The 13,314-nt window shown below is 41.0% G+C and carries 11 protein-coding genes; 4 read left to right on the top strand and 7 right to left on the bottom strand.

What is annotated here, in order from left to right; genetic code table 11:
- Positions 1–6 precede the first annotated feature (6 nt).
- Positions 7–558: an acyltransferase gene (locus ACM2FC_RS00365; RefSeq protein ID WP_498478829.1), complete on the top strand. Its 552-nt coding sequence runs from the start codon at positions 7–9 to the stop codon at positions 556–558.
- A gap of 1 nt (position 559) precedes the next feature.
- The gene (locus tag ACM2FC_RS00360) at positions 560–2,731 is read left to right on the top strand and encodes a DUF4962 domain-containing protein (protein WP_498478828.1); all 2,172 of its coding nucleotides are present in this window, start codon (positions 560–562) and stop codon (positions 2,729–2,731) included.
- A gap of 73 nt (positions 2,732–2,804) precedes the next feature.
- Here ACM2FC_RS00360 and ACM2FC_RS00355 read toward each other — a convergent pair whose 3' ends face one another.
- Complete coding sequence (locus ACM2FC_RS00355) at positions 2,805–3,554, bottom strand: polysaccharide lyase family 7 protein (RefSeq protein WP_498478827.1); 750 nt, start codon at positions 3,552–3,554, stop codon at positions 2,805–2,807.
- 403 nt (positions 3,555–3,957) lie between these two features.
- On the opposite strand from ACM2FC_RS00355, the gene ACM2FC_RS00350 reads away from it, so the two are divergent.
- Positions 3,958–5,232 (top strand): hypothetical protein, encoded by a 1,275-nt coding sequence (locus ACM2FC_RS00350; protein WP_498478826.1) that lies wholly within the window; start codon positions 3,958–3,960, stop codon positions 5,230–5,232.
- Between the two features lie 50 nt (positions 5,233–5,282).
- Here ACM2FC_RS00350 and ACM2FC_RS00345 read toward each other — a convergent pair whose 3' ends face one another.
- The 6 genes from ACM2FC_RS00345 to ACM2FC_RS00320 all read right to left on the bottom strand — a co-directional run bounded on the left by ACM2FC_RS00345 (position 5,283) and on the right by ACM2FC_RS00320 (position 11,957).
- Entirely contained in the window at positions 5,283–7,178 is a 1,896-nt protein-coding gene (locus ACM2FC_RS00345) for a TRAP transporter permease (RefSeq protein WP_498478825.1), read from the bottom strand.
- An 87-nt stretch (positions 7,179–7,265) separates the two neighbouring features.
- Complete coding sequence (locus ACM2FC_RS00340; protein WP_498479493.1) at positions 7,266–8,231, bottom strand: TAXI family TRAP transporter solute-binding subunit; 966 nt, start codon at positions 8,229–8,231, stop codon at positions 7,266–7,268.
- A 330-nt stretch (positions 8,232–8,561) separates the two neighbouring features.
- Entirely contained in the window at positions 8,562–9,725 is a 1,164-nt protein-coding gene (locus ACM2FC_RS00335; RefSeq protein WP_498478824.1) for a patatin-like phospholipase family protein, read from the bottom strand.
- Between the two features lie 309 nt (positions 9,726–10,034).
- The gene (locus ACM2FC_RS00330) at positions 10,035–10,214 is read right to left on the bottom strand and encodes a hypothetical protein (protein ID WP_498478823.1); all 180 of its coding nucleotides are present in this window, start codon (positions 10,212–10,214) and stop codon (positions 10,035–10,037) included.
- Between the two features lie 174 nt (positions 10,215–10,388).
- Complete coding sequence (locus ACM2FC_RS00325; RefSeq protein ID WP_498478822.1) at positions 10,389–10,880, bottom strand: GNAT family N-acetyltransferase; 492 nt, start codon at positions 10,878–10,880, stop codon at positions 10,389–10,391.
- A 102-nt stretch (positions 10,881–10,982) separates the two neighbouring features.
- Complete coding sequence (locus tag ACM2FC_RS00320; RefSeq protein ID WP_498478821.1) at positions 10,983–11,957, bottom strand: endonuclease/exonuclease/phosphatase family protein; 975 nt, start codon at positions 11,955–11,957, stop codon at positions 10,983–10,985.
- Between the two features lie 122 nt (positions 11,958–12,079).
- Between ACM2FC_RS00320 and ACM2FC_RS00315 the strand changes: the two genes are divergently transcribed.
- Positions 12,080–13,261 carry an MFS transporter gene (locus tag ACM2FC_RS00315; RefSeq protein ID WP_498478820.1) on the top strand — a complete coding sequence of 394 codons (1,182 nt, stop codon included), beginning with the start codon at positions 12,080–12,082 and terminating at the stop codon, positions 13,259–13,261.
- The last annotated feature ends 53 nt before the right edge of the window (positions 13,262–13,314 follow it).

Raw genomic sequence — 13,314 nt, 5'->3', positions numbered from 1 at the left:
GAGAGAATGTCGGTTCAAAAAAAATTTGGCGGAGAGCTAACAGACGAGGAATTTAGAAAATTCACTCTCTATACCACTCAAAGTAACAATTTTGAGGATGATAACGCTAGAGCTCAGATCCTTGGTTTTAGTGGAGAGAAAGTGAGAGTGGCGCCAGGAGCTATTGTCCGCATAGGTGAAAACCAGATAGGCGATAACTCTTACATAGGTTTATATAGCTACATCAATGGTGATGTGCAGATTGGTAAAAAAGTGCTCATTGGCCCTCATGTCTCCATTGTTGCATCCAACCACTTATATGACCCTGAAACTGGCCATTTTGGAATGCGTACGGATCCAGTGGCCGGGAAAGTTGAAATAGAAGATGGGGTTTGGCTAACGTCAGGTGTCGTCGTGACTCCCGGCGTCACGATAGGGAGGTGTGCGTTAGTGTGTGCCAACTCTGTAGTGACACGCAATGTGAATGCGTATGCCATCGTTGCTGGCTCTCCTGCTAAACCAATAGGCGAAATCGATCCAGAAACTGGTGAATATAAATGGTTTAAGGAGGATAATTAGAATGTTTTCATTAGAGCGAAGTCATGATTTTCAAGTTTTTCTATCCCCTAGAGACAATGCAATTTCGACGGTTAACCCGCCGAGGTTTAATTGGCCACAAAAGAGCGCTCATCAAGTGTACACACTTGAGTTAGAGAGTATTTCCGAGGCTCATAAAGTGTGTTGGGAGCAAGTGAACTCCCCTTTCAGAATGTCCTATTTATTACCAGTTGGCGAATATCGATGGAGACTTATCGATGAGCAAGGTGAAGCTTCTAAATGGCTTTCTTTTTGTATTGATATAGAGACGGTAAAGTATCTTCCTCCCACATCGAATGAGTTATTTGAATTGTGTAGCGATCGTCAACAATTTCTAATGTACTTTTCAGAAGATATTGCTGAGGTTGTAGATGAAGCAAAGTATTGCTATCAAACGCTGAGAACTACCGCCGCTTTAGCGGATTTGGAAGATATAACCTACCCCACTCACTACCGTCGAGGGGAGGAAGAAGGCAAACGAGTAGCCATCGCGAATGTTAGAAAATGGATTGATCGAGACCTAATGTCGTTAACACTGCTCTATAAATTTTGGCAGGATGAAAGGTGTGGCCAAAAGGCTGTTGAGGTGCTGCTAAGATTGTCGGAGTGGAGCCCTGAGGGGCCAGCTTCTTTGTTACGCCCTTGTACTTGGGGAGATGAAGTTGGGCTTTCATTGAGCCGAAATTTGTATCTAGCTTATCATTGGTTAACTCCCTTGATGACGGATGCGGAAAGGGACTTCATCCGCCCAATGTTGATACGCATCGCGTATCAAATGGAAGAGCGGTTGGTACAAGACGAATTTCATCAATACCCGGGTCATTCTCATACATCCCGTTTGCCTGCTTATCTGGGTGTTGCGGCGCTTGCCCTGCATAAGGAGTTCGATGTTGAAGTGTGTTCCCGCTGGCTAGACTATGCGTTGATGATTTATCAAAATGTTTTACCTTTCTATGGTGGTGAAGATGGCAGTTGGGCTGAAGGTCCATTTTATTCATCTTCTTACAGTAAATGGTTTCACCCGTTCTTTCTCTCGGTTGAAAGGTTGAGTGGCTTCTCATTTTATGATCATCCGTTTTATAAAAATTACGCCAAGTTTGCGATGGACTTTGTTGTTTCCGAGCAAGAGATTCACCCTTTTGGCGATGGTTTTTGGTGTCGGCGGGATGGTAAAGAGTGGCCCGGTTTTTTTGCGCAAAACCCTTTGAGAATTTATGCAGATCGATTTGGTGATAAGTGTTCTCAAAATGCCAGTCAGAAGCTTGAAGAACAAATCGATACATATGCACTACACCTTCTCGATATTATTCCCACAGTTAAACAAATTGAGTATAAACGTCGCAGGCTCAATACGGGGGTCGAGAGCGTTAAACCGTCAGAAAATAAATTTTACCCGTTTGCAGGATTTGGAAAAGTGAGCCTACAAGATTTGTCTTGTTATTACCGAGCAAGCCAGTTTGGTAATAGCTCGCATCGACATGCGGATCAGGGAAACTTTCTGTTGGTTGATGCTGGTGAGTGCATTTTAACACCAAGCGGCAGCTACGGTTATCGATTTGGTAGTGGGCATCACAACAATTGGACTCGTACCACCAAGGCACACAACTTACCTTTGATTGCTGGTATAGGGCAAAAACTGGATGACGAGTCTGCAACTGCGTCGTTACTGCATGCTGAGTTGGGTAAACATTGGCGTGTTGTTCAAGTTGATTTGTCTAAATCTTATCAAGAAGTAGAAACATTCAAACGGACATTCGTGTTGATCGAAGACTCAGGGTTAGTGGTTTGCGATAACATTACACTAAGAAAAAAATCAGCACTACAGTGGCGATGTCATACTCCACTAAACCTAGAAGTGAATGGACAGGGCTTTTTTCTGTTAGGTAAACAGTGCGCTTACAATCTCAATTTGCCCAGTCATCCCGAAGTTTCTCCTAGTGTTAAAAAGGGATATGAAGAAGATTTAATGCCTAGCAAAACTGTAACTTCGGATGCCAACTCAAATATTTTTCATATGGAGTGGGAGTTGCCTGTAAGCAAGGAGCATACAGTCGTTGCTAGTTGTCATAAGAGCCCAATTGAATTTAAGTTGAGAGAAAATAGCAAGTTAAGTATTAATGTGGGGGAAGAAGCACTAGAGCTGGATGTTCGTTAATTAAATCTTTGCACTAGGTAATATTGAAGTAGTGGAGGTAGCTCAGTGGTATTTGAGCTACCTTTTTTAGTGATTACTCAGCGTAGTATCTGAGTGTGTCAAACTGCACCTTACCTGTCCCTGATGTTTGATTGTACACACCAGCTTTAAAATAACTTTCTAGGTTACCCCAGTAGCTTATATCGTAGCTATTGATATCTGGATGGGTGATGTCATCTCTTTTTATTGATAGTTTGTTGCTTGCTATTCGAATCTCAAATTTCACCGCAGAATCACGATATTCTCCGAGATCAATTTTATCGTAGTTATTGCAATCTTGGCAGGCATCTGCTTTGATTACAGCCCAGTAGTGATTTTGTACACCATTGTAATCTCTCATCCAAACTAAGCGTACGAGTGGCTTATTGATCGCATTGCTGGCGCTAGTGACGTCGTGTACCTGCATGAACGTAATCTCATCCACTGAACCTGATGACGGTTTAACAACTAAAACGTTGCCTATTATTTTGTGTAATGTGCTACTTGAGGTGTACCACGTATCGATTTGACGTAATTCAGAACGAGCGTGATCGCCGGTAACCTCAAAAGTCATCCAGTTATTACCTGAACTAGGTACATAGAAATATTGATTATATTGTCCTACAAACTCTCCTTGATATATCAGGGTACTACTATCCGGAGCCTGTAATTTTGAGTCATTGAGTACAGGCTGGTATTTACTTTGATCGTACGGTGCGGAATCTGCTAGGGCTGAAAAAGATAATGTTATCAATGAAATATTGAACAAACAACGAGCAGATTTTTTTAGTGTACTTAACTGCATTTTGGTTAATCCCTTATATGTGTAGAGTAGCGAACAAGTTAAATTGGATAAAAGTAATACAATAATATATTTATTGTGTAAATGTTTGTGAGAAGAAGATCAAAGATAGAAAAACTGAGTTCCTAATTTTATGACATGTGTCGAGAATGATAAATTATCATAAGGTATTGAATTTAATTGACTTAAATGAGTTTTCAATCAACTTAGCTAAGTGTGTTTAACTCATACTAAAGTATTATAAATTTGACGAATGTAACATTTTTGCAACCTTGTTGTTAACAAAGTTATTACTTTTGAGGTAGGTTTAACCGCAGTTTCGAAGTGTAGTCGACACTTTGCGAAATAGAATAACTGGCCACATGGAGGTGATTTGGTAAGTAGAATTTAAAATAAGGCCATTAAAATGACCGATTTAACTGTATCAGCGATAACTTATAACCTCTCTAATAATAAAATTTCTCATTCTTCTGAAGGCAAACGAAATATCGAGATGCTTGCTCGTTCCTTGACGAAAAAAAATCCCGATATCATTGTTGTCGGAACTCAAGAAAGCAACAGCTTTCACAACTATATGAGTGATTGCCTTGGCAAGAAATACCAATTTCTAGCGAAAGAAAAGTTTCTAACTTGTACTAAGCCTCCGTTTGAATGGGCAAGTGTCCAGCTTAGGGTTTATATCAAGAAACAGCTGAATGTGGTTAATCTAACCAATAGTTGCGAATACAGTGACAAATATATTCGATCGGTAAAAACGGTAAATGCAAAAGATGGTATGAACAAAGGTGGTAATATCATTTTTCTAGAGATTATTCAGAAGTCGCCACTCGTTCATGGTCATGTAAGAATTGATCAACCGGGATCAAGTTATATTGCCATAGTAAACTGCCACTTGGATTCGTACAGTGAATCATTACGAAAAACCCAGTATGAAAATATCATGAAGGAAATTGATAAATTTTCTGCGAAAGGTAAAAAGCCCGTTTCTGGTGTAATTATGATGGGGGACTTTAACGAGCGCGTTACTATGACTCCTTATAATAAAATGCAAATGATCGGTGCAATACGCCGTATCGCGAATGTCAGCAATATTGTGATAGAAAAGAACCATCTCAACGACATTGACCTCAATGACAGTAAGAGGAAAAAGCTTAAACCATGGAAGAAAAAGCAATATTTCAACCCGATGCATGATACTCAGTCACATATTAAAAACGACTCCAACTTGAAAAAGATTGCAAAGAAAACTCAGTATAATGAATTCTATAAGCATGTGCTGAATGATTCTGATCAGCTAATTTACAGCCGATTAGAATACGATAAGATGTTGCTGAAACTAGGATTAAAGGATTCATATACCACTCGACTACAGCAATACAAAGGACTGGAGTTTTTACCTGTTACCAATTTGGGCAGCACTTATATGCCGAATATTAAAAAGGCAACTAACTTAAGGAAAAGCAAAGGTGACACTAAAGTTGAAAAACTTAACTACGGGATGCTAGATAGAATTGGTGTGAACTCTATACCTGAATTTTTTAAGAAAGGCTGCTGTTCGATTGTGAAAGAAGATAATGGAGTGTTTAAAGGCTTTGATATAGGGATTTCAGATCACTTATGTGTTTATGGTTATATGAAATTTGACCTTGATGAGGCATTTATCCGTAAACATCATGTTTAATCACGTCAACCTGTTGGCCTTATCAAAGGCCAACAGGTTAACTTTCCATGTTAACTCGCTTCGGCTTTTAGTTTATTTGGTTTTTTAATGTTAAATAGGCTTATTAGCATAATAAGCAATATAGCACCGACCCTTAAACTATCAGAACCGAATACTATCACCAGTGCTAATGCAATTAACGCAGCACGTTGAGTAAAATGTAATCGATTAAATACTCTTCCTTCGATTCCACCCGCAAACGCCACGATTATGCCCACAGTGGCCAATATCGATATCGCAAAATCGATACCATTGTTTGTCCATATCAGCCCAGAAAAAGCCATCATTATTGGTATTAAGAAAAAACCCTGAGCCAGTTTGAAAGCTTGAATGGCAGAAGCCATCGGCGATGCTTTTGCAACGCCTGCCCCGGCAAAGGCCGCTAGCGCAATTGGTGGGGTGACGTTGGAAGTTTGTGATAGCCAAAATACGATCATATGTGCAGTTAGCAACCCGATGCCAAGGTTAGTTAAAGCAGGTACTGCCATGACAGACAGTACAATATAGGCTGCAGTGACTGGGAGCCCCATACCCAGAATAATAGCGGCGACCGCAACGAGTGCAAGCACTGACCATAAGTATCCACCAGAGAGAGATATCAAAAACTGAGTAAACTGCAGTCCAATTCCGGTTTGACCGACAACTCCTACAACAATCCCTGCAGTGGCACAAGCGATGGAAATTGGTAGGGCAAGAAAAGCACCTGTTTTCATTCCTTCCAGTATCAATGCAAGCGAGATCCGGCTGTGTCTGCGGCACATGGCAGCGATAATAATTGCAGCGCAGCCAGCCACGCCAACGAGTACGGGCGTATAACTCATTAGTAGTAAAGTAGTGATAAAAATAAGAGGGACAAGAAAATGCCATCCTTGCTTGAGTACGGTTAGCATTTTTTCAGTTTCTGACATGCCCTCAATGCCCAACTTACACGCCATTAGATGGACGTATAGAAGTGTACACATAAAATACAATATCGCTGGAGCTATCGAAACGATTAAGATTTCACTATAAGGAATACCGGTAAACTGAGCCATAACAAATGCTCCTGCGCCCATAACTGGGGGCATGATTTGCCCACCAGTTGACGCCGCAGCTTCAATGCCTGCAGCTTGTTCAGGTTTGTAGCCAAGCTTTTTCATCATTGGGATAGTTAACGAGCCGGTTGTGACCGTATTGGCGATGGCAGAGCCTGTAATGGAACCAAGGGCTGCAGATGCAACGACGCTTGCTTTTGCTGGACCACCTCGATATTTTCCAGCTAAGGCAAAAGCAGCGTCGATAAAAAACTGGCCGGCTCCTGTCACTTGAAGGAAAGCACCAAAAAGTACAAAAATGAACACGACACCTGCGGCTATGGCAAGTGGGGTACCGAAAACACCGTTTGTTGAAAATATGTGGAATCGAATGACTTCTTCTAGAGAAAAACCTTTGCTTGCAAAGCTCGCGGGCAATACGTCTCCGAACAAAGCGTAGCTTAGGAACAGGGTTGCAATGACAACCATAACAAGGCCGACGGTTCTTCTTGTTGCTTCCAGTAAGGCAACGATCATTATAATTCCTGCAAGTTCATCTGCTGGCTGAAGTCCACTGAGCAAGAAACTAATATCGTCGTAGTCAAAATGTAGCATGCGGTTTGCTGCCCAGCACACGGCAATGATAAGAATAATATCGACCAGTCGGGCAGCGATATAAAGTCCACTTGATTCCGTATTTTTATAAAGCGGATACACTAAGAATACCAGACCAAGTACCCAGCTTAAGTAAAGAGGCCGAAATATTGGTGCGGAGAGCTCAGCCGTGATGCCTTGCCAGATTTGAAAAGCAGTTAGAGCAATAGCAAGTAGCGTAGCGATAAGCATCAGCTTATCAGTGAATTTTTGGCCAACACTAGGATTTAATTTGTCCATTAATCAACTCCAATGATCGTTTTTTTGCGTTTTAGAGAGCAAATAAAACTCAACCACCACATCAGACGTAGTGATTAAGAAAACAGATTACATGGTTTTAGCGTTTGCGTGTGACGCCTTGTATTCATCGACAAATTTTTGTGCTCCGGGATGAAGAGGGAATGAAGTTAATTGGTGAAGCTCTTCAGTATCAGATATTTTGGCAAGCCCGATAGATGCGCGTATTTTATCTATATTAGCAAACGTAACTTTAGTGAGTTCATACGCCATTTCATCATCCATATCTTTATTGGCGACAAGCACATTCCATACAGCGGGTGCATCGAAAGCGTTGACATTTTTATACACGCCAGCCGGGACATTTATACGTTCGTAATACGGATATGCGGCAGTAATCTTCGCGAGCTCTTCTTTACTAAATGATAAGATGCGGATATCACGAGTGAGTGCTAATTCAGTAATTGCTCCAACTCGCAGGCTTCCAACAATTACCCCAGCATCAATTTGGCCATTGGCAATCGCATTCGTAGTGGCTGTGTAATTTAAAGCTTGGCTTTTAATATCAGACTCTTTGATTCCGAGTGCTTTTAGAATATTGATGGCACTGACTCTTGTGCCGGATCCAGGTGCACCTAAGGACACTTTTTTGCCTTTTAATTGCTCGATAGAGGTGATGTCTGAATTGGCTGGGACAATAAATTGTACAACGTTAGGATAAAGAGCATAAAGAACGGAGACGTCCATAGGTTTTGGGAAAGGCTTCTTCCCTTCATAGGCTTGCAATACAACGTTTTCCATCGCGATGCCCACTAACTGTTTGTTAAGTGAAACTTTAATAACATTTTCTACCGAAGCTGCAGTCACTTCTGCTCGCATATGAAAGTCGGGAATATTTTCACTCCATACCGTTGCAAGCATTCCACCTAGAGGGTAGTAGGTACCGCTTTGGTTTCCGGTACCGATAGTGTAATTATCTGCAAACGAGAGGTGAGAAAATAATATGGTGACAGCTAAGCCGACTGAAGCGATTCCTTTTTTTAGTAGCCGATACATCATGTTGATAGCTTCCTTTATTGTTCTAAGTTTTAATTGAATGAATCTTCAAATTTTAGTTTTTATTGTTCTGGCAAAACGGGTGCTCAGTTCGCGCCTATCGTCAAGCTAAGAACTATGAGAATGCATTTTTAACTACTCATCAATTTTTTTTAACATAATCGAACAAAAAATGAGATTTCGACGCCACTTTGTTGCTGGAGGCGGCGTGAGGCTTTTAGTATTGGTTTGAACAAGTTTGGATGGTTTTGGGAAGTGAGTATTTATTGTAGTTTGCCCGCATAGACAAACTATTTAGCGGGCAAATAAAGTGAGCAACATGTTTGAGTGTTACGACGCTTTTTTTCTACGAGTACGTGGCATTGGTTTCACATTACTCTCTTGTGGATTTTCCAGCCATGAACCATTTTTCTGGCGACGATAGAAGTGGGTTGGTAGGCCTTCTTGATATTGGGTCCAAGGTGTTTCTTCAATTGCCTGTTTCATATCTTTGTAGCCGAGCTCTCGCCTTAGTCTAATAGAGCGACGGGAAAATTCGGCATCACTGAGAGGAATATGGCCTGGAAGAGGGTCAAAGGTGATATGAACGATATCAATCTTAGTACCATCTGTTAGTGCGGGTACGTTAGGCACTTGACTACTGTCGATGAGATCTGGTGATTTAGTGGCTACGTGGGCTAAATTACGCTGTGCTATAAGGGCCTCTACATTATGATTGCTGCGGCTAGCATATTGGATCTCTTTTTCTCTCCAAAGCACTTCACTCATAGTTTTAGGCATCTCGCCATTTGCGTTCCACAGATCAACAACGAAAATCAATAAACTCTGATCTCCAGCTAGGTCAAGGATTCCATTTAAAGGAGTGTTAGAAACCACACCGCCATCCCAATAAAAATCTTCGCCAACTTTCGTTGGAGGGAAGCCTGGCGGTAAAGAGCCACTGGCTACCGCGTGTGCTGGGTTCATTGTATCTGAATCGCTATCGAAGAACACAAGTTCTCCGTCTGTAACACGTGTTGCACCTACTGTAAGGCGTGTATCCCCATTGTTGATCAAGTCAAAATCAGCGAGTTCATGTAACGTTCTAAAAATTGGGGCAGTATCGTAGAAGCTGGTTGCTGACTCTCCGGGACAAGCAAGCCAAGGGTTTATCAGGCGCGGATTGAAAAAATTTGGTTGGCCAAACATCAGTGCAGTGGAAGCACTAGCAGTATTGAATATTGAAGCGTATTCGCTTGGAATATTCGCATCAGTTCCTGGCCAAGATATCTTTTGCCAAAACTCTTCAAGTTTTTCTAAACGTTTTTCTGGTGGGTTACCTGCAAGAATGGCTGAGTTTAGCGCCCCAATTGAAATACCTGCGAACCAATCTGGAGTATATCCGGCTTCTTCCATCGCTTGATATGCACCGATATGGTAGGCGCCTAATGCTCCACCACCTTGTAAAACCAGGCATACTTTTGGCTTATTTTTTACAGCTCGTATTTTGGCCATTTACTTTTCTCCCTGTAAAGTTTTATGAATCCATTCAAATCTATAGCCCAAAAAAATGAATAGTGTTATCAATTAGTAAAGAGTTTCACGCTGTTTGTCTAGAAATATATATTGATCGCATTTTGTTGGGAGTGAAGGTGTAAATGTTTGCACAAATTGCCAGAAAATAGGGCAGATAGAAGCCGGTTTAGTGTATTGGTAGTGTCTCTATTTTGGGGGATGTTTTTGATAGCTGCACAATGTAGAAAGCACTCATATCTTGCGACATAAGTGCTTTCAGCATACTAGTGTATCGAATGTCGTTTGAGCTTAAAAAGCTGCTTCAACTTCTCGCTCTGCAGCCTGTCTCTTTTTCTGACATTTGCGAGTTTGCACTCTTTCGGGGTAGGCGGGTTCATAGGTACATTCACCAATCTCGTGTCTTGGACAGATGTACGTCATACTTCTTTCCACTAATTGAGTGTGACAATTTGGACAAACACGTTCCATGCTAACCTCCTGTTGTTGGATGATGAGAATCGTTGTTAAATACAGCAGTATGCAAAACTGTCACAAGTTTTCTATCACAGATAAATATGCGCATCAAGTGTCATAATTATTTCACTGCGATTTCACTTACAAGCTTCGTTTATTGATAGAGGTAATGTTAACTTATTGAAAAAATTAGTTTATAACGCGAGCCATATAATATAGATTGATGTATTCGCCGTTTCTAAACGATGCATTTTTTGCTTCACCTTCGATTTCAAAGCCTAAGTTTTTGTAACACTGTATTGCTCGATCATTGTCTTTGTTGACATCAATTTCTACACGTTTAACTTGTAGCCAATTGTCTGCCAGATCGAGTACTGTCTCAATCAGCTTGGTGCCAATTCCCATGCCATGGTAGTCATCATGAACGCCAACTCCAAACGTTGCAGTGTGCATTTTTCTTGGTCGCTGACGGTGCTCGAAGCCAATATTACCAACGACTTTGCCATCTACCTCCGCAACAAATGTATAGACTCCTGCAGGTAGATTCTCCAGTCGTTCTTCCCAGTAATGAACAGATGGATTCGGCAGTTGTAAAGTCTCTGCTTGAGCAGTTGGTTGGCTATAAATATCACACAAAGCTTTCGCATCGCTTACTTGAGTTGGGCGTATGATTACTTCCATATTCTTCCTTATATCTAGTCAATTAGTATAACTTGGTACTATTTCACAGAGTACTCATCCAAGATTACCATTTAAGAAGCTTATTGAAAGAAGCAAATAGTATTACTCGAAAGAAATTTTTACGCTCACGGATGCGTGGTCGCTGCTATAGAGATCTTCTTCAAATCGAGGGTCAACAATATGTTTATCGTTGATTGAATAACTGTCAACGATTGCGCGTCTGTTCGCTGAGTGGTTGCAAAATTCGTCGGATAGTAGAATGTAATCCAGAGTTTGCGAGTGAGTGCCGTAGAAGTGAGTTGGGGATCTTGGAGACGACTGCTCAACTAGGTACCAACCATCGTGAAATTGATAGCTGGCTAGTTTGCAAGTTTCTTTTTCAGCTGCGAATGTAAAGCAATCAAACTCTTCGCTTTCTATCGAGTTGTTAAAATCTCCCATTAAAGCAAAAGGGCGAGTGTGTTTTTGTTTGTTTTCAATGATATATTTGTGCAGTAAGTGGGCTTCAAATCCTCGCTGTACTTTTGAGTACCATAGACCTAAAGTGGCTTCGCTCCAGAGCTTTACTTCTATCGAGTCAGCTTCATTCGCCAGCTCCAAGCGTTTGGATTTAAAATGCACTACATAGATATCCATTGGTCCCAATATCGGTACATCTACAACAGCATGGATCGGCTTTCGACTAAATTCAAATGTATCGTAGGGCAAAGAGCCAGACTCAATAGTCACTTCAGAATACTCAAGAATTGGGAGTTTAGATGCCAGTGCAACAACAGGTTGACTATAGACAAATCCGTCTTCTACCTTTGGCCGATCCACGGTAATAAAATGTGTATAGCCTAGTTGTTTCATTTTTTGCTTAATGGGCTCAAGGCTAAATACTTCTTGAAATCCGAAGACATCTGCATTGAGCTGCCGAACGTGGCTTTCCAACCAGTTTGTTTTTTGTTGCCACTGGCTTTCAGTATAAATATTGTCTTGGCTATAAAATGCATTAGGTGGAATCAAGTAGTTGAATAAATTTAGTGTGGCGACTCTCAATTCTGTTCGATTGCTGTCAGTTTTAGCTTGCGACACGGTATGCTCCATCCATTTGCTATAGTGTTAATTTGGCATATTTCTTAAAGCTTTTCCTTATCAATCTCGCTAAACCAATCACCTTTAAGCGATTTAGATATAGAACGATGTAAAGGATTCACATGAGTCGAAGTAATGGAGTGTGGAACAGCCCACAAAACTTTTTGTTGATTATATCTGTTATTGTTCCGATAGCATTTTCAAGTTGGATGGCGTTGTTAAACAATTTTGTTGTTGAGCGGGCTAATTTTGATGGTGCAGACATTGGCTTACTGCAGAGTGTCCGTGAGATTCCAGGGTTCTTAGCTTTTACTGCAGTTTTTGTGTTGCTTTTTATACGGGAGCAACGATTTTTAATTCTCTCGCTCGCGATGCTTACACTAGGTACTGCGATCACGGGCTTTTTCCCTTCATTATTTGGCCTACTGTTAACGACCTTGTTGATGTCCACTGGTTTCCATTATTTTGAGACACTAAAACAATCACTATCCCTACAATGGCTCACCAAAGAAGAAGCTCCAGAGATGTTGGGGAAAATGATATCTATTGGTGCGTTAGCATCTTTGATTACCTACGGCGTCTTATGGGTACTGCTAAAGCAATTTGAATTGGATTTTCAGTGGGTATATTTGGTCAGCGGAGGGATTGCTTTCGCTCTAGTTGTCTGGATATTTTTCGCTTTTCCCAATTTTAAAACCGACACACCTCAAACAAAAAAACTCATATTGAGAAAACGGTATTGGCTTTACTATGCGCTTACGTTTATGAGTGGCGCTCGTAGGCAAATTTTTGTCGTGTTTGCAGGCTTTTTGATGGTGGAGAAATTTGGTTATACCGTTGCAGATATTACTTTATTGTTTCTTATTAACTATCTGTTTAACTTTTTGTTTGCGAAAAAAATAGGCCAGCTTATTGGGATAGTAGGTGAGCGGAAAGCTCTAGTGTTTGAATACATTGGTTTGATATTTGTATTTGTTGGCTACGGTTTAGTGCAGTCTTCTCATTGGGCTGCAATTTTATATGTTGTTGATCACCTATTTTTTGCTCTTGCTTTAGCGATAAAAACCTATTTTCAAAAAATTGCAGACCCTGCTGACATGGCATCGACTGCCGGGGTCGCATTTACGATCAATCATATCGCTGCGGTAGTGATACCTGTATCGTTTGGGCTTATTTGGCTAGTATCGCCTGCGTCTGTATTTTTTATCGGTGCCGGAATGGCGGTGGTGTCATTGCTGCTTTCTCTCAACATTCCATTAAAACCAGAAGAAGGAAATGAAGTAAAAGTGTTGAAGTGGAGTTAAGACACCTAAGGGATAACGATTTACTCAGAGCCTTAGGTGCATAGTATTTAACC

The sequence above is a fragment of the Vibrio sp. A37 genome (assembly GCF_059777565.1).
This window is presented reverse-complemented; position numbering and strand designations above follow the sequence as displayed.

Coding starts and splice junctions, on each gene's coding strand:
- ACM2FC_RS00365 (WP_498478829.1), top strand. CDS start 7: ATGTCGGTTCAAAAAAAATTTGGCGGAGAGCTAACAGACGAGGAATTT.
- ACM2FC_RS00360 (WP_498478828.1), top strand. CDS start 560: ATGTTTTCATTAGAGCGAAGTCATGATTTTCAAGTTTTTCTATCCCCT.
- ACM2FC_RS00355 (WP_498478827.1), bottom strand. CDS start 3,554: ATGCAGTTAAGTACACTAAAAAAATCTGCTCGTTGTTTGTTCAATATT.
- ACM2FC_RS00350 (WP_498478826.1), top strand. CDS start 3,958: ATGACCGATTTAACTGTATCAGCGATAACTTATAACCTCTCTAATAAT.
- ACM2FC_RS00345 (WP_498478825.1), bottom strand. CDS start 7,178: ATGGACAAATTAAATCCTAGTGTTGGCCAAAAATTCACTGATAAGCTG.
- ACM2FC_RS00340 (WP_498479493.1), bottom strand. CDS start 8,231: ATGTATCGGCTACTAAAAAAAGGAATCGCTTCAGTCGGCTTAGCTGTC.
- ACM2FC_RS00335 (WP_498478824.1), bottom strand. CDS start 9,725: ATGGCCAAAATACGAGCTGTAAAAAATAAGCCAAAAGTATGCCTGGTT.
- ACM2FC_RS00330 (WP_498478823.1), bottom strand. CDS start 10,214: ATGGAACGTGTTTGTCCAAATTGTCACACTCAATTAGTGGAAAGAAGT.
- ACM2FC_RS00325 (WP_498478822.1), bottom strand. CDS start 10,880: ATGGAAGTAATCATACGCCCAACTCAAGTAAGCGATGCGAAAGCTTTG.
- ACM2FC_RS00315 (WP_498478820.1), top strand. CDS start 12,080: ATGAGTCGAAGTAATGGAGTGTGGAACAGCCCACAAAACTTTTTGTTG.